At 47.4% G+C, this 20,420-nt stretch carries 23 protein-coding genes and 2 tRNA genes; 6 read left to right on the top strand and 19 right to left on the bottom strand.

Features of this window, described 5'->3' with window-relative positions:
• The first annotated feature begins 91 nt into the window (after window positions 1-91).
• Complete coding sequence (locus ACCC71_RS00655) at window positions 92-466, top strand: hypothetical protein (protein ID WP_434310528.1); 375 nt, start codon at window positions 92-94, stop codon at window positions 464-466.
• Between the two features lie 90 nt (window positions 467-556).
• Here ACCC71_RS00655 and ACCC71_RS00650 read toward each other — a convergent pair whose 3' ends face one another.
• Entirely contained in the window at window positions 557-2,680 is a 2,124-nt protein-coding gene (locus ACCC71_RS00650; RefSeq protein ID WP_434310527.1) for a glutamine synthetase III, read from the bottom strand.
• Window positions 2,681-3,057: 377 nt separating this feature from the next.
• Here ACCC71_RS00650 and ACCC71_RS00645 point away from each other — a divergent pair, with 377 nt between their 5' ends.
• The 4 genes from ACCC71_RS00645 to ACCC71_RS00630 are packed head-to-tail and all read left to right on the top strand — an operon-like array spanning window position 3,058 to window position 7,592.
• A complete protein-coding gene (locus tag ACCC71_RS00645; protein WP_434310526.1) occupies window positions 3,058-4,164 on the top strand; it encodes a class II glutamine amidotransferase in 1,107 nt (368 codons plus the stop codon).
• Window positions 4,161-5,666: a glutamate synthase-related protein gene (locus ACCC71_RS00640; RefSeq protein WP_434310525.1), complete on the top strand. Its 1,506-nt coding sequence runs from the start codon at window positions 4,161-4,163 to the stop codon at window positions 5,664-5,666. The genes ACCC71_RS00645 and ACCC71_RS00640 overlap by 4 nt, the downstream gene beginning before the upstream one ends.
• Window positions 5,667-5,676: 10 nt before the next feature.
• Window positions 5,677-6,399: a glutamate synthase gene (locus tag ACCC71_RS00635; protein WP_434310524.1), complete on the top strand. Its 723-nt coding sequence runs from the start codon at window positions 5,677-5,679 to the stop codon at window positions 6,397-6,399.
• Window positions 6,400-6,413: 14 nt separating this feature from the next.
• Entirely contained in the window at window positions 6,414-7,592 is a 1,179-nt protein-coding gene (locus ACCC71_RS00630) for an LL-diaminopimelate aminotransferase (protein WP_434310523.1), read from the top strand.
• A 99-nt stretch (window positions 7,593-7,691) separates the two neighbouring features.
• Here ACCC71_RS00630 and ACCC71_RS00625 read toward each other — a convergent pair whose 3' ends face one another.
• Together ACCC71_RS00625 and ACCC71_RS00620 are read right to left on the bottom strand one after the other, a co-directional pair.
• The gene (locus ACCC71_RS00625; protein WP_434311785.1) at window positions 7,692-8,996 is read right to left on the bottom strand and encodes an O-acetylhomoserine aminocarboxypropyltransferase/cysteine synthase family protein; all 1,305 of its coding nucleotides are present in this window, start codon (window positions 8,994-8,996) and stop codon (window positions 7,692-7,694) included.
• A 155-nt stretch (window positions 8,997-9,151) separates the two neighbouring features.
• Window positions 9,152-10,075, bottom strand: a complete 924-nt coding sequence (locus ACCC71_RS00620) for a LysR family transcriptional regulator (RefSeq protein ID WP_434310522.1) — start codon at window positions 10,073-10,075, stop codon at window positions 9,152-9,154.
• Window positions 10,076-10,274: 199 nt separating this feature from the next.
• On the opposite strand from ACCC71_RS00620, the gene ACCC71_RS00615 reads away from it, so the two are divergent.
• Window positions 10,275-10,712 carry an RrF2 family transcriptional regulator gene (locus ACCC71_RS00615; protein WP_434310521.1) on the top strand — a complete coding sequence of 146 codons (438 nt, stop codon included), beginning with the start codon at window positions 10,275-10,277 and terminating at the stop codon, window positions 10,710-10,712.
• 2 nt (window positions 10,713-10,714) lie between these two features.
• On the opposite strand, the gene cysK is transcribed toward ACCC71_RS00615, so the two are convergent.
• The 16 genes from cysK to ACCC71_RS00535 form a co-directional block, all read right to left on the bottom strand.
• Window positions 10,715-11,644, bottom strand: coding sequence for a cysteine synthase A (gene cysK / locus ACCC71_RS00610; RefSeq protein WP_434310520.1), 930 nt, complete (start codon window positions 11,642-11,644; stop codon window positions 10,715-10,717).
• Window positions 11,645-11,786: 142 nt separating this feature from the next.
• Window positions 11,787-11,954 (bottom strand): aminomethyltransferase beta-barrel domain-containing protein, encoded by a 168-nt coding sequence (locus tag ACCC71_RS00605; protein WP_434310519.1) that lies wholly within the window; start codon window positions 11,952-11,954, stop codon window positions 11,787-11,789.
• An 8-nt stretch (window positions 11,955-11,962) separates the two neighbouring features.
• Window positions 11,963-12,499 (bottom strand): 7-cyano-7-deazaguanine synthase, encoded by a 537-nt coding sequence (locus ACCC71_RS00600; protein WP_434310518.1) that lies wholly within the window; start codon window positions 12,497-12,499, stop codon window positions 11,963-11,965.
• A gap of 352 nt (window positions 12,500-12,851) precedes the next feature.
• Complete coding sequence (rhuM, locus tag ACCC71_RS00595; RefSeq protein ID WP_434311784.1) at window positions 12,852-13,052, bottom strand: RhuM family protein; 201 nt, start codon at window positions 13,050-13,052, stop codon at window positions 12,852-12,854.
• Between the two features lies 1 nt (window position 13,053).
• A complete protein-coding gene (locus ACCC71_RS00590; RefSeq protein WP_434310517.1) occupies window positions 13,054-13,338 on the bottom strand; it encodes a hypothetical protein in 285 nt (94 codons plus the stop codon).
• A 224-nt stretch (window positions 13,339-13,562) separates the two neighbouring features.
• Window positions 13,563-13,635, bottom strand: a tRNA-Ala gene (locus ACCC71_RS00585).
• A gap of 48 nt (window positions 13,636-13,683) precedes the next feature.
• Window positions 13,684-13,757, bottom strand: a tRNA-Val gene (locus tag ACCC71_RS00580).
• 151 nt (window positions 13,758-13,908) lie between these two features.
• A complete protein-coding gene (locus ACCC71_RS00575) occupies window positions 13,909-14,322 on the bottom strand; it encodes a type II toxin-antitoxin system HicB family antitoxin (RefSeq protein ID WP_434310516.1) in 414 nt (137 codons plus the stop codon).
• Window positions 14,323-14,374: 52 nt separating this feature from the next.
• On the bottom strand, window positions 14,375-14,545 hold the full coding sequence (locus tag ACCC71_RS00570) for a type II toxin-antitoxin system HicA family toxin (protein ID WP_434310515.1): 171 nt from the start codon (window positions 14,543-14,545) through the stop codon (window positions 14,375-14,377).
• Between the two features lie 146 nt (window positions 14,546-14,691).
• Window positions 14,692-14,919 carry a hypothetical protein gene (locus ACCC71_RS00565; RefSeq protein WP_434310514.1) on the bottom strand — a complete coding sequence of 76 codons (228 nt, stop codon included), beginning with the start codon at window positions 14,917-14,919 and terminating at the stop codon, window positions 14,692-14,694.
• Window positions 14,920-15,004: 85 nt separating this feature from the next.
• Window positions 15,005-15,421: an HD domain-containing protein gene (locus ACCC71_RS00560; protein WP_434310513.1), complete on the bottom strand. Its 417-nt coding sequence runs from the start codon at window positions 15,419-15,421 to the stop codon at window positions 15,005-15,007.
• A 166-nt stretch (window positions 15,422-15,587) separates the two neighbouring features.
• The gene (locus tag ACCC71_RS00555) at window positions 15,588-16,391 is read right to left on the bottom strand and encodes a carbon-nitrogen hydrolase family protein (RefSeq protein WP_434310512.1); all 804 of its coding nucleotides are present in this window, start codon (window positions 16,389-16,391) and stop codon (window positions 15,588-15,590) included.
• A 48-nt stretch (window positions 16,392-16,439) separates the two neighbouring features.
• Window positions 16,440-17,225, bottom strand: coding sequence for an RraA family protein (locus ACCC71_RS00550; RefSeq protein ID WP_434310511.1), 786 nt, complete (start codon window positions 17,223-17,225; stop codon window positions 16,440-16,442).
• Window positions 17,226-17,251: 26 nt separating this feature from the next.
• Window positions 17,252-18,508, bottom strand: coding sequence for an SLC13 family permease (locus ACCC71_RS00545; protein ID WP_434310510.1), 1,257 nt, complete (start codon window positions 18,506-18,508; stop codon window positions 17,252-17,254).
• A gap of 10 nt (window positions 18,509-18,518) precedes the next feature.
• A complete protein-coding gene (locus tag ACCC71_RS00540; protein ID WP_434310509.1) occupies window positions 18,519-19,280 on the bottom strand; it encodes an HpcH/HpaI aldolase family protein in 762 nt (253 codons plus the stop codon).
• A 199-nt stretch (window positions 19,281-19,479) separates the two neighbouring features.
• Window positions 19,480-20,343 (bottom strand): MurR/RpiR family transcriptional regulator, encoded by an 864-nt coding sequence (locus tag ACCC71_RS00535; protein WP_434310508.1) that lies wholly within the window; start codon window positions 20,341-20,343, stop codon window positions 19,480-19,482.
• Window positions 20,344-20,420: the final 77 nt, after the last annotated feature.

Below are 20,420 nucleotides of genomic sequence, written 5' to 3'. Positions count from 1 at the left end.
AATCGAAGATTTTTCGAGCGTGCGCTGCGGCTGTGATGCAATAAAACGAAAAAATCAGAAAGCAATGAAAAGCAGCAAAGGAGGTTTACCAATGAATATAGGCGATTTGTTTACCGAAAAGGATTATGAAGAAATCAGAAAAATGGAAAGCCATATGGAGACCGAGACCTACCGTGGACCCGTCCTGGAAGATTTCGTCGTGGACGTTACTCACCGTCCCCACCGAATGAAACCTGGCCAGATGGTTTATATCGTAGCGCTCAATCATGCGTTGGTTGAAAACCTGGCCAATGACGATTTGTACTGGCGCGCAGAACCAGCCAAATTTTTCCACGGACTCCCCTCTCTGGCCGAAATCCATGAGAAGATTCAAAAAATGTACGATTATCTGACCGATAATTACGAATGGACCCCGCCAGAGTGCCCTCCGCCAGACCCAAACGCTTACCCGGAATTTGATTCCTGATTTGATGATGATGTCCAAAAAAGATGCTGCCCGGCTAAGGCAGCATCCCTTTTCATGAAAGTGTATATAAGGAGAAAGAAACCATAATTTTTACATAACGCTATAGAGAAGGTCCGTATAATCCGGGAACGGCCAATACGCCTTTGCCGTCAGCACCTCTGCGCGATCTGCAGCCTCCCGAACTTTTTCCATGTCGGAAAGGATGACGTCTTTATAGTAATTTGCCTGCTCCGTCACATCGTCAATCCCCTCTGCTTTCTCCAAGTCGCTCTCCATCTCTACCAACGCTCGTCTCAGCTGGCCGGCATCCGTAGAAAGCTCGGTTACCGTATCCAGTTCAAACTCACAGGAAATCGCTCCGGAAAGCTGCTGTTTTTCTAACGCCGTTTTGGTTAGATCACAGGAATATCTGGCGATAGCCGGCAAGATCTGACGGTGAGCCATGTCGATCATCGTCGCCGCCTCGATATGCAGCTTCTTGCAATAAACCTCCATCAAAATTTCATAGCGGGAGTGAAGCTCTGCCGTAGTAAAAATCTTGTGCTTCGTAAACAGCTCAATATTTTTGTCGGCAATAAAGGATGGCAGAGCATCCGCGGTCGTCGCCAGATTCATCAGGCCACGCACTTTCGCCTCTTCTACCCACTCTTTGGCATAGTTGTTTCCATTGAATACAATTCTCTTATGCTCTGCAAAGGTTTTGCGGATCAGTTCCTGCAAAGCCTCGTCGAAATCATCTGCCTGTTCCAGCTTATCCGCGAACTGGGACAACTCTTCCGCCACAATCGTATTAAGAACCACGTTCGGACCTGCGATGGAAAGATCGGAGCCCAGCATCCGGAACTCAAACTTATTTCCAGTAAAAGCAAAAGGCGAGGTCCGGTTCCGGTCTGTTGTATCCTTCGGGAAACGAGGAAGGATATGGACGCCTACCTTCATCACCTCCGCATCTTTTTTGTCATAAGAGGTGCCCGCTTCAATCGCTTCCAAAATCTCCGTCAAATCGTCGCCAAGGAACATCGAGACAATGGCGGGAGGCGCTTCATTGGCCCCCAGACGGTGGTCATTTCCCGCGCTGGCAACCGACACACGAAGCAGATCTTGATATTCATCCACCGCTTTGATTACCGCGGTTAAAAACAATAAAAACTGTGCGTTTTCTTTCGGAGAATCCCCAGGTTCCAATAAGTTGACGCCCGTGTTAGTAGAAATCGACCAGTTGTTATGTTTGCCGCTTCCATTGATTCCCTCAAAAGGCTTCTCATGGAGCAGGCAGGCCATCCCATGACGGGAAGCGACCCGCTTCATGACTTCCATAGTCAACTGGTTGTGATCCGACGCCAGATTCGTATCCGTAAAAATCGGCGCCATCTCATGCTGGGCAGGGGCTACTTCATTGTGCTCAGTCTTGACAAAGATTCCCAGCTTCCACAACTCCTGATCCAACTCCTCCATAAATTCAGCCACACGGGGCTTGATGGTGCCAAAGTAATGGTCCTCCAACTCCTGCCCCTTCGGAGCCTTTGCCCCGAACAGCGTGCGTCCGCAGAGTTTTAGGTCCTCTCTCTTTTTATATTGCTCCGTATCAATCAGAAAATATTCCTGTTCCGGCCCCACCGTCGTTGTGACGCGTGTGGTCGTGGTATCACCAAAGAGACGAAGAATACGAAGTGCCTGCTTATTAATCACCTCCATGGAACGAAGCAGCGGCGTCTTTTTATCCAGAGCCTCCCCGCCATAAGAGTAAAACACCGTAGGAATGCAGAGAGTCTTTTCCTTAATAAAGGCATAGGAAGATGGATCCCAGGCCGTGTACCCTCTTGCCTCAAAGGTGGCTCGCAGACCGCCCGACGGAAAACTGGAAGCGTCCGGCTCGCCTTTTACCAACTCCTTGCCGCTAAACTCCATGATTACGGCGCTGTCTCCATCCGGATAAATAAAGCTATCGTGTTTTTCTGCCGTAATTCCAGTCATCGGCTGGAACCAGTGGGTAAAATGGGTCGCTCCCTTTTCCACCGCCCAGTCCTTCATCGCGTTGGCCACCACATTGGCTACGCTAGGATCTAACTTTTTACCCAATTCCATGGTCCTGCGCAAAGCCTTGTAAGTCTCCTTCGGGAGACGCTCCTTCATCACGTGATCATTAAATACCATGCTGCCAAATAACTCCGGGACGGAAGTTGGCGCTTCTGCTTTTCTGCTGTTTTCCATCATACATGCTCCTTTCCAACGGAATTGCCTATGAAATAAAAAAAGGCGCTACGGGTTTTCCCGCAGCGCCTTTGCTACTTGCTGGTGACTATAGCATCTTTTTTTCTTCCTGTCAATACTTTCTTATCATTTTTATTTTGTGTTTTCTTATTTTTATTTTGTTATTTTAATATTTTATTTTTAAAAAGTAACTTTTTTTCTTCTTTTCCATTGACTTCTACGCTGCTTTATGCTATATTCCTGAGAAGAACAAAGGCGTTCAAACCAGAATAGATCTATCCTCTCCCCGATGGATATTCTGGTTTGGACGCCTTTTCTTCTATGGCAAGAAAATTCCGGCGAATTTTCTCATGGCAATAAAAAAAGAAATGAGGGATACTATGAAAAAAGAAGGCCAAATTCGAATTCCGTCCGGCTGCGCGCTTTCCGGAATCTTTTCCAAAAATGGGACGCGAATTGCTGGCGACAAAATTGTAAAGTCAATTGCCGTTATGCACGATCGAAGCAATGGCCTTGGCGGTGGTTTTGCCGGATATGGAATTTATCCGGAATATCAGGATTGCTACGCGTTCCATGTATTCTACGAAAACCCTTCCGACCGCCAGTCCTGCGAAGAATTTTTAGAGCGTCATTTTGATATTGCAAATTTATCGAAGATTCCTACCAAAAAAGTGCCAGGCGTCATCGACGAGCCGCAAATCTGGCGGTACTTTGTCGTACCGCTCCCCCATAAGCTGGCGTCAAGCCAATTGGATGAAAGGGAATACGTGGTCCGCTGCGTCATCAAAGTAAATTCGGAGCTTTCCGGTTCCTATATCTTTTCCAGCGGAAAAAACATGGGTGTTTTTAAAGCGGTCGGATATCCCGAAGATGTCGGAGATTTTTACCGCCTGGAAGAATATGAGGGATACTGCTGGACCGCCCACGGCCGCTATCCGACTAATACGCCGGGCTGGTGGGGCGGCGCACATCCGTTTGCCTTGTTGGATTATTCCATTGTACATAATGGAGAAATTTCTTCCTACGACGCCAACCGGCGTTGGATTGAAATGTTCGGTTATCGCTGCAACCTTTTGACGGATACAGAGGTCATTACTTATATTTTTGATTACCTGCTCCGCAAACAAGGGCTGACTCTGGAAGAAGCCGCCCACGTGGTCGCCGCGCCTTTCTGGAGTACGATTCAACGGCTGTCTCCTGAGGAGAAGGAAACGTATACCTATCTGCGCAATGTTTTTTCCAGTCTCCTCATCACCGGACCCTTCTCGATCTTGCTTGGCTTTGAAGGGGGCTTGATGGCGCTGAATGACCGGCTAAAACTCCGCTCCATGGTGGCGGCTGAAAAGGACGACATTTTTTATGTGGCCAGCGAAGAATGCGCCATTCGGACGATCGCCCCAACCCTTGACCGCATCTGGGCCCCGAAAGGCGGCGAACCGATCATCGTACGTCTTGCCAGTCAGACGGAAGGAGGAAAAAGCGTATGACAGGAACCATGATCTACCCAGAATTTGAAATTGTGCGGAACGAGACTCGCTGCATCAACTGCCGCCTCTGTGAACGGCAGTGCGCCAACGAGGTCCACCGCTTTGATAAAGAACACAAAAAGATGTTGGCAGACGAGGCCAACTGCGTAGACTGCCACCGCTGCGTCGCCCTCTGCCCGACCCGCGCGCTGAAAATCCGGAAAACGGATCACACCTTCCGCCCCAACGCCAACTGGGGGGAAGAGACCATCCACGATATCTATCGCCAGGCAGAAAGCGGCGGCGTTTTACTAGCCGCCATGGGAACGCCGAAGCCCTATCCGGTTTACTGGGATAAAATCCTGGTAAATGCTTCCCAGGTCACCAACCCGCCCATCGATCCTTTGCGGGAGCCCATGGAAACACGGACGTTTTTGGGTAAAAAACCGCATCAAGTCCACCGCGGCTCGGACGGTTTTCTGACAAACGAGCTGACCCCCGGACTTTCTCTCGATACGCCGATCCTCTTTTCGGCCATGAGTTACGGCTCTATCAGCTTAAACGCCCACAAAGCGCTGGCAAATGCTGCAAAGGAGCTTGGAATCTGTTATAATACCGGGGAAGGGGGCCTCCACGAAGATCTGTATGAGTACGGCCCGCACACGATCGTCCAAGTTGCCTCCGGCCGTTTCGGCGTCCACAAAGAATACCTGAACGCAGGCGCCGCCATTGAAATCAAGATGGGCCAAGGAGCAAAACCCGGTATCGGCGGCCATCTTCCCGGCGCAAAAATCGTAGGGGATATCTCCAAGACACGAATGATTCCCCAAGGGGCCGATTCGATCTCTCCGGCGCCCCACCATGATATTTATTCCATCGAAGACCTCCGTCAGCTGGTCTATTCTCTGAAGGAAGCCACCGATTATAAAAAACCGATTCTGGTCAAAGTTGCCGCTGTCCATAACATCGCGGCGATTGCCAGCGGCATTGCCCGCAGCGGCGCGGACATCATCGCTATCGACGGTTTTCGCGGTGGCACCGGAGCTGCTCCCGCCCGAATTCGCGACAATATCGGAATCCCCATCGAATTAGCGCTGGCCGCTGTAGATCAACGGCTGCGGGAAGAAGGAATTCGAGGGGATGTCTCCATCATTGCCGGCGGCAGCATCCGGGAAAGTTCCGACGTGGTAAAAGCCATCGCTCTGGGAGCCGACGCGGTCTATATCGGAACCGCCGCCCTGCTGGCGTTAGGCTGCCACCTGTGCCGCTCCTGCCATGCAGGCAAGTGTAACTGGGGGATTGCGACGCAGCGCCCGGATTTGGTGGAACGCTTAGATCCGGAAGAAGGAGCCGCACGGCTCGTCAATCTGGTTACCTCATGGACCAGGGAAATCAAAGAAATGATGGGCGGTATGGGAATCAATTCCATTGAAGCCCTGCGCGGAAACCGGATGATGCTCCGCGGTATCGGACTCTCTGACCGGGAGCTTTCGATTCTGGGCATTTCTCATGCCGGGGAATAAGGAGGCAGATATGGTCATTCAGGCAGAAAACTTGGATTTTTCAACCTTAAATCAATTTATCCGAACGGCGGATGAAAGCACCATAGAAATTCACGGCTGCTGCGGTCACCGGTATATTGGCGACGGCCTGGCGGAAAAACATCTGGAAATCTTCGGTACTCCTGGAAACGCCCTAGGCGCTTATCTGAACGGAGGCAGCATCTTTGTCCATGGCAATGCCCAGGACGCCGTCGGAGATACGATGAACAAAGGCTCCATCTGTATCGATGGGCTATCCGGCGACGCCACCGGCTACTCCATGCGGGGAGGCAGCATCTTTGTCCATGGCAACGTCGGCTACCGGGCCGGCATCCATATGAAGGAATACGGCGAACACCGGCCTCTCCTAGTCGTCGGCGGCACAGCCGGCAGCTTTCTTGGTGAATATCAGTCCGGCGGAACCATCATCGTCCTTGGCCTTCACTCAGACGCGCCTGTTCCCGTCAATAATTTTTGTGGGATGGGAATGTACGGCGGACGCATCTACCTAAGAGCGAGACAGCTTCCGGCAGATTTTTCTTCCCGGCTGACCAGCCGCCTTGCCGACGAAGCTGATTTGGACGAAATTCGTCCAGCCCTAGAACAGTTTTGCCATATATTCGACGAATCTATGGAGGAAATTCTCTCCAAGAATTTTTATGTCATTACACCAAACGCAAAGAGTCCTTACCAGCAGCTTTATGCCAGCAAATAAAGGAGGCTTCTCAAATGAAGATCAATGAAAACTACCGGTCCCTGGAAACCAGTTACCTTTTCTCTCAGGTTGCCGCGAAAAAGGCTGCCTATCAGGCCGCACATCCGGACCAACGCATCCTAAGTCTTGGCATCGGCGATGTCACGCGTCCGCTTCCTACACCGGTGGTTCAGGCTTTTACCGAGGCGGTTCTTGACCAGGGAGATCCTTCCCGCTTCCACGGTTACGGCCCCGAACAAGGTTATGATTTTCTAAAAGAATCCATTCAACAGTATTATCGGCGGTTTGGGGTCGAACTGCCCATCGACGATCTGTTTATCAGCGACGGCGCCAAGTGCGATCTAGGCAATATTTTAGATCTATTCGACACGGATAACACCGTGCTGATCCCGGACCCGGTTTATCCGGTCTACCGGGACACCAATCAGATGGCGGGCCGGCGCATCGCCTACCTTCCCGCGGGGCCGGAAAATGGTTTTCTCCCCATGCCGGATCCTGACCAGAAAGCAGACATCATTTATCTTTGCTCTCCCAATAACCCGACCGGCGCGGTCTATACAAAAGCCCAGCTGGCCGAGTGGGTAGACTACGCGAACAAACAAGGGGCTGTCATCCTCTTTGACGCTGCTTATGAGGCGTTCGTCACTTCGCCGGAACTGCCCCACAGCATCTATGAGATCGAGGGAGCGCGGGAATGCGCCATCGAAGTGTGCTCCCTTTCCAAGACCGCTGGTTTCACCGGAACTCGCTGTGGATACACGGTAGTCCCTCAAGAACTGATTCGGGGCGGTCTTTCTCTGCGCGCCATGTGGCTCCGCCGTCAGACCACCAAATTCAACGGTGTTTCCTATCCGGTTCAGAGAGCGGCGGCGGCGGCTTTTTCCGACGAAGGAATGGCCGCTTGCCAGGAAGTTCTTTCCATCTACCGCTCCAATGCACGGCTGATGCACGAAGCTCTGGAACAGGCTGGCATCTGGCATACCGGCGGAATTCACTCCCCCTACCTGTGGATGAAGTGTCCTCATGGATTAAGCTCTTGGGAATTCTTTGATCAGTTGTTGGAAAAAGCGCAGGTCATCGGCACTCCCGGCTGCGGCTTTGGAACAAACGGAGAAGGATTCTTCCGTTTGACTGCCTTTGGAACGCCGGAGGATACGGCGGAGGCCATGGAGCGAATCCGGAAATTTTTGTAAACTCAGAAGTATTTGTGATCCTGGCAAGAAATGCAGATAAGGAGCGCCCTTCCAGATGGAAAAGTGCTCCTTATTTGCGTTTAAAAAATCGGTTCGTTTTTATTTTACTGCTTCAAAGGCAGCGTCCAAAGCGGCGATCAAATCATTTACATTTTCAATGCCGATAGACAGACGAATGGTATTCGGCTTGATCCCCTGATCCAGCAATTCCGCTTCCGTCAGCTGAGAATGGGTGGTGCTGGCCGGATGGATTACCAGAGACTTTACATCCGCCACATTGGCAAGAAGCGAGAAAATTGCCAGATTGTCAATAAACTTCTGCGCCGTCGCCGCATCGCCCTTGATCTCAAAGGTGAAAATGGAACCTGCGCCGCCTGGGAAATACTTTTGGTACAGGCTATGGCTGGACTCGCTTTCCAGGGAAGGATGATGTACCGCTTCTACTTGAGGATGGCGATCCAAATACTCCACAATCTTCAAAGCATTTTCCACATGCTGTTTTACCCGCAGAGAAAGAGTCTCCAATCCCTGTAAGAAAAGGAAAGCATGGAACGGGGAAATCGTAGCTCCCGTATCTCGAAGCAGGACCGCACGGATATAGGTAACAAAGGCGGCAGGGCCTACCGCGTCGGCAAAGGAAATGCCATGGTAGCTGGGATTTGCCTCCGAAATCCAGGGATACTTGCCGGAAGCCTTCCAGTCAAAGGTTCCTCCGTCCACGATCACGCCGCCGATGGCCGTTCCATGACCGCCGATGAATTTGGTGGCAGAGTGAACCACGATATCTGCCCCATGTTCGATAGGACGGATCAGATACGGCGTAGCAAAGGTAGAATCGATCACCAACGGAATCCCATGATTGTGAGCGACAGCGGCAACCGCCTCGATATCGATCAGGTTGGAGTTGGGATTGCCCAGGGTTTCAATAAAGATCGCTTTCGTATTATCCTGAATTGCCGCCTCAAAGGAACCTTCCACATCCGGGTCCACAAAGGTCGCGGTGATCCCGGAAGAAAGCGGTAAGGTATGGGCCAGCAGATTGTACGTGCCGCCATAGATCGTTTTGGAGGCTACGATATGCTCTCCGCTGCGGGCCAACGCGCTGATGGCGTAATGGATAGCCGCCGCCCCGGAAGCTGTCGCCAGCGCAGCAACGCCGCCTTCCAGGGAAGCGATTCTCTGCTCAAAAATTTCCTGCGTAGGATTGGTCAGTCTTCCATAAATATTTCCCGCGTCCCGCAGGCCAAAGCGATCCGCTGCATGTTTCGAATCATGAAATACATAAGATGTGGTCGCATAGATCGGAACCGCTCTCGCATCGGTCGTCGGATCGGCCTGTTCCTGCCCAATATGCAGCTGCCTTGTCTCAAAACTCCAATTTTTTGAATCATTTATATTCGCCATCATATGCTCCTTCCGCGGCTGTACCGCTTTTTTATTTTTTATCTGGTTTTATTATAACGACCCCCTCTCTTCCCGTCCAATACGGGATATAAATACGGAGATATAGATCAAATCTATACCTCCGCGTTACATACAAAAAGCAGCCCTGATTCCATTTATTTTTCTATCCCAAGATATCGTTTCATTTCTTCCACATACAGCGTTCCAATATTGCTCAACACGGTATTTTGTTTGGTGATATAGCCGATTTCCATGACACTGCCGGCTTCCACAGAATCCGCCTGAAAAGGAACGGCCAGATAATCATCGCCATTTAACTCCTCGCAGATAATCCCGGAACAAAGGGTATATCCATTGAGGCCAATCATCAGGTTCAGCATGGTCGCTCTGTCGTTTGCTTTAATGGTCCGGGTATACTCATGGGTACTTAATATCTCCTCCGCAAAATAGAAGGAACTGGCATCCCCTTGCTCAAAGGAGAGGCAAGGATAATCCTTTAACTCGTCAAAACAAATGGACTTATTTTGGGCCAATGGATGTCCGGACCAAAGATAAACATAGGCCTGACAATCGATCAGATGATGAAATTCCAAATTGCCGGTCCGCAGCAGCTTATTGATGGCGGCGCGGTTGAAATCACTGAGATAAAGAATCCCAATCTCGCTTCTCAGCGTTCCCACGTCCAGGATCACGTCTCTCGTCTTTGTCTCCCGAATCGCAAACTCATATTGGGAAGTATCAAAACGTTTCACCAGCTCCACAAATGCTTTGACCGCAAAGGAATAATGCTGCGTGGATACGCCGAACTTCCTTTTCAGGTTTTGCGACTTTCCATACTTGTCCATCAGAGACTCGTACTGATTGTATACCTGTCTCGCATACAGCAAAAATTCCGCTCCGTCCTGGGTCAAGGAGACCCCTCGGCCGCTCCGATAAAAGATCGTGATCCCCAATTCCCGTTCCAGCTCCTGCATGGAACTGGTCAGTGAGGGCTGCGCCATATATAATATCTCTGCCGCTTTATTTAAGGAGCCCACTTCGGCTATCGTAATCACGTAATGCAACTGTTGGAGCGTCATACTCCCTCCTCCTTGTTCAATTCTATCGTATTTTCATACTCCTGACAAAAAGACGTCCACGAAATCATAGGCGCAGCGTCTCTCTCGGCAAAGCGCCTCTGCATTTGCGTGTACATCTTCGTTGAAAGCCTATAAAATATATGGTATTATAGGAATATCCCTTCCATGAAAGGGAAGTTCTAAAAAAGGAGTCTCAAGCATGAAAATTTCTACAAAAGGCCGCTACGCGCTGCGTATGCTGCTTGATTTGGCGGAACATCAGGAAGACGGATATATTGCCCTCAAAGATATCGCCCAGCGCCAAAATATTTCCAAAAAGTATCTGGAACAAATCGTCCCGATCTTCAACCGCTTCGATATTTTAAAAACCAACCGGGGTTATCAAGGCGGTTATATGCTGGCAAAAAGCCCGGATAAATATACGGTCGGCATGATTCTTCGCCTGACGGAAGGCAGTCTCTCCCCCGTTCCATGCGTAGAGCAGGATCCGGTCGAATGCGATCGAAGCGGCGACTGCCCTACGCTTCCGGTATGGAAAGGTTTATACAAAGTAATCCGTGAATATCTGGATGGAATCACCCTGCAGGATATCCTAGATCAACAGCGGGAACGTTATGCCAACAACTATGTGATTTAAATCTACTCCGCAAACATCGGCGTGGAGAGATAACGCTCTCCCGTATCCGGCAAAAGCGCTACAATCACTTTGCCCTTGTTTTCCGGACGCTTCGCCAGCTCTGTGGCTGCAAATACCGCGGCGCCGGAGGAAATTCCCACCAGCATGCCGTCTTCCCTTGCCAGCGCTCTGCCTGTGGCAAAAGCGTCCTCATTGGTCACGGCGATGATCTCATCATAAACCTTCGTATTGAGAGTATCCGGCACAAATCCCGCGCCGATTCCCTGGATCTTATGAGCTCCGGGCGTTCCTTTGGAAAGGACAGGCGATGACGCCGGCTCTACCGCCACTACCTTCACATTCGGGTTCTGTGATTTCAGATACTCTCCCACACCGGTTACCGTACCGCCTGTGCCGACGCCGGCAACAAAGATATCTACTTTCCCATCTGTATCCTGCCATATCTCCGGGCCTGTGGTCGTGCGGTGAGCCGTCGGGTTCGCCCCATTGGTAAACTGACCGGGAATAAAGCTGTTGGGAGTTGTGGCCGCAAGTTCCTCCGCCTTTTCGATGGCGCCTTTCATTCCCTTCGCTCCATCTGTCAACACCAGCTTCGCTCCGTAAGCCTTCAGCAGATTGCGGCGCTCCACGCTCATGGTCTCCGGCATCGTAAGGATCACCTGGTATCCTCTGGCCGCCGCCACCGAGGCGAGGCCGATTCCTGTATTTCCGCTGGTCGGTTCAATGATCACAGCGCCCTTCTTCAAAACTCCTTTGGCTTCCGCGTCATCCAACATTGCTTTGGCAATCCGATCCTTCACACTTCCCGCCGGATTAAAAAATTCTACCTTTGCCAGAATTGTCGCATCCAATGCACGGGCCGCCGAATAATTTTTCAACTTCACCAGGGGGGTAGATCCGATCAAATCGGTGATCTCTTCATAAATCTTCATAACCATATCTCCTTCCATAAATCCATCTTCTTTTCTTTTTGCGGATTATCCTACTAATCCTACCTGTTTCATAGGTTTTATTGTAGCACGATCCTTTTATTCTGTCAATCCTTCTTTCATAAAATATTTCCTCTTTTCCATTTTACTCAACAGAACAAATGGTACCTCCGCCGACCACCATTTCACCATCGTACAATACGACGGCCTGTCCCTTTGTAATGGCGCGCTGGGGCTCGTCAAATTCAACGAAAAGCGCATCGGTATCCGTCTGCGTCACAACTGCCCATTGTTCCCTTTGCCGGTAACGCACCTTTGCTTTCAGCCGCCTGGGCCTATCGAGGGCGGGAACCGCGTATGCTTTAGTTGTTCCTGGGTCAATGCATACAGCACATAACTTTGCTCCTTCTCCCCGTCGATCGCTTTTTTCAATAAATACCGGCCGGAAGAGGGATCTTGGCTGATTCTGGCATAATGCCCCGTCGCCACATAAGGATAGCCCAGTTCTTTGGCCCGGCGATACAGCTGATCAAATTTCAAATACCGATTGCAGTCAATACAAGGGTTCGGTGTCATTCCGCGTTCGTAAGCAGCAATAAACCGGCGAATTACGTCTTCCTGAAAACGCTCTGAAAAATTGAATACATAATACGGGATTTCTAACTGATAGGCGACGCTTCGTGCGTCCTCCACATCCTCCAACGAGCAGCAGGCATGTTCCTTTGAAATCCCAATATCTTCATTGTGAAATAGTTTCATCGTAACTCCCATGCAGTCATACCCCTGTTCCTTCATGAGATAAGCCGCCACGCTGGAGTCTACGCCGCCGCTCATGGCGACAATTGCTTTTTTCTTCACGTTTTCACTCCTATTCACTCCTGTAGGCCAAATCCGCAATCCACAGGCTGCATGTGAAAGCCTTCTTTCATTTTACCAAAAGCCTATCTGTTTAATATGTTATATTATAGTTATGTTGGGAATACTTGTCAATGAAAGGCGGCAGCGTTCCATCTACCATGGATGCAAACCATCCGGCGCTCTTATTTACATGATAATCGCAAATCAACATCATGCCTAACAGATAAATCTATAAAGAATTGTCTAATCGTCACCTTCGCTTGCGCTTGATTTTGGACGAGAATACCGGCTCCCTGGACATTCTACAACGCCATCACTGTAATGCCGAGCTATTTCGTTCAAGAGCGTTGTTCTATTGCGTGAAATTTTCTGCAAAAGCTTTCGCAATAGCAGATGTCACTTTCCCTTTATCCCGCAAAAGGTCCGCATCATTAAACTGCAGAAATGCATCCAACTTTGACGCCCAATCTGCCATGGTCATCGGAATGTGACGCCGAGCCTGCCTCGTAGCATAGTCGAGATACATCGTCACAATCTCATTTAGCTCTTGCATCTCATTCACGGAGAGGTAGTTCTTGGCGATAGGTTTTTCCGTCATCCGCAGTTTGTGCAAAAAATGCACATACTGAATTTTCGTTTAATTCACCACTTTCCAATATCTTCTTCAGGTGCTTGGTGATAACGCTGCGATCCACATCAAAAAGTTGGCCAATGGCCTTTTGAGTCAGCCAAACATTATTATCCTGCACACGGACTTCGATCCCTTCCTCACGAGCGTCTTTCGTAAAAACGAGGAAATCGACTGTGCTATTACGAATTTGCAGCTTGCTTTCCAGCATCAGATGTCACCTTCTCTCTAGAAATATAGTATATCATGTTTGAACGGGTAATGAAATACTTATCTTCATTGACTGCTTATGGCAGCCAATCCGATTATAACATGGATCGTTTCAGATATGCTTGTTGACTCCCGTCACCGTGGGATGGCAGCTCTTTTCCGGTCATATCCCAAAAAGCGTACAAAAAATGCCGTAAAACCAGTTGATTTTACAGCATTCTCTAGTGGAGACGAAGGGATTCGAACCCTCGGCCTTCGCGTTGCGAACGCGACGCTCTCCCAGCTGAGCCACGCCCCCGAAAAGAATATAAATTAAAATGAAAGAAGGTTCCGCATAGGAACCGAGTGGAGACAGCGGGGCTCGAACCCGCGACCTCTCGCGTGTGAGGCGAACGCTCATCCCAGCTGAGCTATATCTCCATTCCACGCTCTTCATTATATCATATTCCAAAGAAATGGCAAGAACTTTTTTCATGAAATGTACATGCGCTTGACTGAAAATGTACATACCTTTTGATAGCCGCCAGGTTTTTACTTTCCCTGGCGGCCTGCAAATTTATCAATGACTGAGCTATCTGTTCACGCCCAGCTTAGCCATTAAAGCCTCTTGTAGCACTTTAGATACGTTGATATGCGCTTTTTCCGCTTCTCTATTTAACCAATTCGGTAATGTGACGTTTCTGCGAACCGTTTTTACATCAACTTTTCTTCGATAGATATCAAAATCAATATCAACTAGAAATACATGGCTTTCCCCTTCATTTGCAAATGTGCCTTCCTCTAATCTGACTTCACGGTAATCCGATGGCGCTGGGATATTTTCCCCGTGATCCTGCATTGAAATTCCTGTAAGTCCAATTGCATCACGGGCCATTTCAATCGCATCCTGTAAATCCTTTCCTTCTGTCAAAATTTCCAAATTCGGTACTTCTACTAAAACTACCGTATCCGTTTGCGTAAAAATCACTGGATAAACAGCTTTCATTGTGTTCCTCCTTTATGTCTCTATCTTCAAATAAACAAAATCTTGCGGAAGCTTAGAGCTCCCATTTTTTCAGAATCGCTTTTGCTAATCGTTCATCAATTTCCTTATGCCGCGGTACTTTCTCGATCTCTCCCTCACGTCTGTATATATCATGATTCCCGCCATGTCTCTCAAAAACGAATCCAACCTGTTCAAGTTTCTTTATCAAATCCCGTTGTTTCATGAAAATAGAGTATCTCCTTTCTAACAATATTATACACACTGCATACACATAAGTCAATATTTTTATACACATTATATGCACACTAAAACGCTCCCTCAAAGGAACTCACTTTTCCTTTGGGGGAGCGTTTTCACATCTTACTAAAATTAATACTGTATAAACGCGAGAAAGTAAATAACCACCGCTACTATTTTTACCGCTGACATTAAAAGTCCAAATTTAGTGAACTGAACCAAAGAATACTTTCCGACTTCTATGATTGGAGACGCGGTAGATGTACTGGTCGCCGTAATCATCGCGGCCGAAATGCCCAAAATTGCCGCCGAACCCAGCTCATGGGCGGGAACTCCTACGACATCCACAAAGGGAATCAATAGTAGTCCCAGGGTACCGGCGCGCTTATCTCCTCTGATATGAGGGTGCAAAGTGTTACGTTGGTGTTAGTGCAAATGCTGCGCCCTACTTATGATGCAGAATATTTAACGCAATACCATCCTCAAAACGGTGTGCATCGGAATCCGCCATGTCCGCGTAGAACAGAAAGATCCCTTCTATGGTGCTTGGCAGAGTTTTGGAAAATCCTGTATGAGTCAAAATATTAGTGACAATACTGTCTGGCAATCCATACTTTTGCGCCATATAGGCGCCAAAATAGCCATGTTGGAAGGTCTTTCCGATTTTTGTTTTCTCTATAGCCTCTTTGCCTGGCTCCATTTCAATCAGTTTACTCACATCGTGAAGCAACGCGGACACAATCAGCACATCAAAATCCACCTGTGTCTGGTAATTCTGAACAAAGACATTGGCTAACGCCACGCTGCCTTCAGTCACATTCTCTACATGCGCTACCAGAGACACTTCCGGGGTCAGTGGCATAAAGCGTGCATCCTGGAGTTTAGGCCAGTTCGACATCAGAAAGAGCTCCTCCCATATTTTAAAGACACACTCCTTCCATTCCGAATTTTGAATCCTGCTCCAGAACGGGAAGTACCGTTCAAACTCATCTCTAAATATATTTTTTTCCATGTAACCCATCCTCTCTTTACTGGTATATTTTCGGCTTTCTTGACGCCAAAAGAGGAAGTTGTTTGCGAATTTTTTCATTCTCCTCCCACTCCAGATCCGCATATAGGATTGTCTCCTCTTTTCCCGCCCGATTTACAATATTTCCCCAGGGGCCGCAGACAATAGAATTTCCATAAGAAATATACGGACCGGATTCATCTCGGGCCGGCGCGGCGCCCACGGTATATAATTGATTGTCCACTGCCCTCTGACAAAACATGGTTTTCCAGTGAGCCGGCCCGGTGGTCATATTGAACGCTGCTGGCACTAAAATCGCTTGAGCTCCATCCAGAGTCATACGCATAGCCAGTTCCGGAAAACGCATGTCAAAACAAATACAAAGTCCAAACCGCCCAAAAGGGGTATCAAATACCGTACTCTCGTTTCCACTGGAAAAAGTATCTGATTCAGCAAACGTCTGCCCCCCTTCCACATCAATATCAAACAGATGCACTTTCCGATGCCTGGCAATACGTTCACCTCGATTGTTATATACAAAAGAAGTATTGTAAATCCGTTCTCCCTCCCGCTCCGGCATACTGCCTGCCACCAAAAAAATCTGGTTTGATCTGGCGGATTCCGCCATTCTTCGGCAAATTTCACCATCTTCTACTTCAGCATACGCTGCAAAACTTTCATTTGTATAAAGACAACAGAACATTTCTGGCAGAATCAGCAGATCTGCATCATTCTTTGCTGCCCGAGCAATCATTTGCTCTGCATGGTACAAATTCTCCCGTACCGATTCCTTCACTGCCATCTGAATTACTGCAATTTTCATGGAACCCCTCCGTCCTTACCGTAGGTGGACAATATACATCATCTCCCTTTACTTAACATAGGTTCTATAATATTTTTTAAATTCTGACATAGGAGCATTTTCCTGAATCAGTCGACGATTGATATCCTCATCGTTTTTAATTTTATCCAACTCCGCCAATACCTCGTCAATACAATCAACCGGAATCACAGCAATGCCTGAATCGTCCGCTACTACCAGGTCTCCTGGCTCTACCCGGATATCATGGAGACAAATAGGTCCGTTGATTTCCACCGCTTCAATGTGATTTTTTCCAGAAATCACCGTCTGCCCGGAGGACCATACCGGAAAGTCAATTTCTTTGATCGTTTCTATATCCCGAACCGCCCCATTGACAATAAACCCCTGCAATCCCAGATGTTGAGCAATGGCTAATGTGATTCCGCCAGAGTTGGAGCAATCCCTATTTCCAGCTGTATCAGAAATTAAAATATCCCCCGGTTCCGTTAAAAAGTAAATGTCTCTAGTACAAAAATAAATAGGATCTTTATCCTGATAAGCCTTGTATGTAGTTTTCCGAATAGGCAGATTCCGAATGGTCATAGCATGCCCTACAATTTTCTTTCCCGGAATTACTGGCTTGATGTAAGTAGAAGGAATGCATCCGCGAATTCCCTTTTTGTCCAGAATATCGGACACAGCGCTGCCTAAATCTCCATAATTTTTTAGTTGTTCAATCCGTTCCCGGGCAAGCCGTGGAATCTTAATTTTAGAGATCCGCTCTTTCGGGATAGCTCCCCATATTCTTCCCTTTTCCATATATTCCTGATAATCTTTTTCTACTTCTGAATTCATGACTCCTTTTCCCTCCTCTTTTTGCTTTAAAAAGACCATACCATAGGAACAATAGCAATCGCTAATACCATATTGATCAAAAATAATCCTAGCCCCGGCCGTAGAAAATCGGAAAATTTGTAACCGCCCGGCTCATAAATCACAGTGTAGGCATTGGCTCCAATCGGGGTCATATACGAGGCATTGGCCGCTACCGCTACAATCATGGTCATTGCAAAGGGATTTATATTCAAGCCTTGCGCAATAAAAATGCCAATAGGAGCCATAAGGGATACTGCTCCCACATTGGATAGGAACTGTGTCATAATACCTACAATCAAGAAAATAATGGTACAGATCACATAAGGGTTAGGAGCTTCCCCTAAGACATCAACCACAAAGTTGGCAATTAGTTTCCCTCCTCCAGCAGACATAACTGCACCACTGATCACGCCCATTCCACCAGCCATAGAAATGGTCGTCCAATCCAAGCTGGCCCAGAACTGCTTTTCTGTCACACACTTGGTTAATACCATAATCAAGCCCCCAACGATGGCTGCTATATGCAGAGGCATCCAAGAAGGATTGATAGCCATCACTACTACCACCGCCGCCACTACTATGCCACAGATAATCATGCTGCGCTTGTTTTCCTGAAACGCCTCCCCTTCCTCTTCGGTTTGAATGTCAACAACAATATTAGGCAGCAGCTTACTCCCAAAGAAATAAAAATAAGCAAGGCCAACGATGCAGAGAGGTAACCCAATATACGCCGTATCAAAAAACTGAAAACCAGGTATACCCAAATCCGTCAAAAAATTACTGGCGATTGGATTGGTAGTAGTACCCACCAAACTCAGCATACCTCCCATCATAGAACCGCAGGCCAACGGATAGAGAACTCTGGAATAGTTCACTTTTGCAGCCCGGCACATTCCCATAATAATAGGCATTAACGTTACTACAACGCCTACATTATTCATAATAGCAGACATCAGTGTACTGATCAAAAGGGTAGCCAGCACAATCCCTCTCTCCGTAGTACCAGTAATCTTCAAAAACAAATGGCTGATCCGATAAGCCAATCCGGAATGAAACATCGCAGCGCCTACCACCATCATACCCATAACTAATGTAACACCATTGGACACAAAAGAGCTGAAAATAGCATTGGGTTCAATAAGGCCCGTCAATACACATAAAGCACAGCCTATCAGAGCCACAATACTAACCGGGATAATTCGTGTAATAAAGGCAATCAATACAAATAGCAAAATTAGCAGAGAAATTACATCCGGTGTCATTCGCTTTTCCTCACTTTCTCAAACAATTTCTATCTTTTAACACGCCCTGCATTCCATTCATCATACATTCCAGATCCCGGGCAACGGTCAAGACCCGACAGCCTTTCTGAACAAAATCTTGAGCAGATTTTTGGTTCCGTGGAGACATTTGAAGATTTAAACCAGCTTTTAACGCACTCTCAATAATTCGGTCTTCGGCCTCCAGTACCTTGGGATGAGTGGTCTGCCCCGGGACCCCTAAAGCCTCAGAAAGATCATTTCTGCCGGAACAGACCAAATCGATTCCCGGAACTGAAAAAATCTCATCCATATTGGCAAGTCCTTCTAAATCTTCAATCTGAATCTCAATAATAGTTTTCCTGTCTTCTACCTCCATGGACTCCACATCGTCTATCCTGCCATACTTTTTCATTCGGGTATACTTGCTCATATTTCGGCGCCCCAAAGGATAGTACCGGTAAGCGTCTACAACTTTCCTTGCCTGCTCCGCATTTTGCACTTTCTGTACCATGATACCGGTAAGCCCATAGTCCAAGAGTAATGCTCCTAGCTCCAGATCGTCAATTCTGGCTATTACTGGAATTTCCATACTGTCCGCTGCCAGTATAAAATGGGCAATCTTGTCGGACGGAATGGGATAGTGACAGGCATCCAGTCTGAGAAAGTCATATCCCTCAATGGCTGCCGCCTCCGCTACCACAGGGTCGCATATCTGAACATTCAGTCCATATAAAATTTCGCCCTTTTGAATCCTGTCTCTTAGGTTCCTCATATTCTCTCTCCTTTTTATAAAAATTTTTTTATATTTTATATTTTTTTATGAAATCTTTTTCATATTTGATTAAAAATATAAGCCTCCAAAATGGAAACTTATATTTTTCTTAGAAAGACTATACCATATCTTTTTGTCATTTGCAAGCAGATTTTGAAAATGTTTTCATTAAAATTTATTTCCAGAAAAAATATTTTTATCATTTTAGGTACTTCATCGATGTATATTGCAGCATTTCCTGGATTTTTTCTTTGCTATTTTCCGAATTCCCCATAACCAATCCGATTTGAAGACACTCAATCACGAACAACTGACAAATCATAGCCATAGAAAGTTGCATAAACTTCTCTTCTTTAATCGCCGTTTCTAAAAAAATATCCGCTACAGAAACTAGAGGGGAATCGGAAAAAGTTGCAATACTAATACAGATAATTCCCTTCTTCTTCGCCATAGCAAAAACATCATAAATATCTCGAGACTTGCCTTGGCTGTTCAATCCCACCACCACATCACCCTTTTTTAAATAGGCGAGCTTCCTCAGTTGCGTTAACGGATCAGAAGAGGAGAACGAATTAATCCCGGAACAAAGCATCATTCCAGCAGCAGTTTCCGCAATTCCAGAAGAAGCTCCCATCCCCAAAAAAAGCACTGTCTCCGCATTTTGGATCGCGGTAATAGCTTTTTCCAATTGATCGTTATCTATTTTCAATTCCGTCATAGAGATTGACTGTACAATCAGCTCCGCTACTTTTTGTTTCACTTCCGAGGCGGAGTCTCCTTTTTTTAACTTTTCTGTTTTAGAGTACCCGCTAAGGATTTCTTTATTGATATAAAACTTAAATTCTGAAAATCCTTCATACCCCAATATCCTACAAAAACGGGTAACGGTAGACGCACTGGTACCAGTAATCTTGGCTAATGAATTTACATTGATATCCTTTATCTGGTCTAAGTCTGATTCTAAGAGATAGTCTGCAATCCGTTGCGTAGCTCCACTTAGCATGGAATGTCGAGTACGGATTCGTTGGATAAATTCAAGGTCAGCATTTACAGATCCAGGCATTTCTGTCACCTCTTAATTTTTTAGAGTTTTTCGCTTTAGTTCAATAATTTCAAAGGGAGATGCGCGTAATCATTAGG

This window comes from Hominifimenecus sp. rT4P-3, from assembly GCF_051055405.1.
Taxonomy (GTDB): Bacteria; Bacillota; Clostridia; order Lachnospirales; family Lachnospiraceae; genus Pseudolachnospira.
Note: the sequence above shows the minus strand (reverse complement) of the source record. Positions and strands in the feature narration are given on the sequence as shown.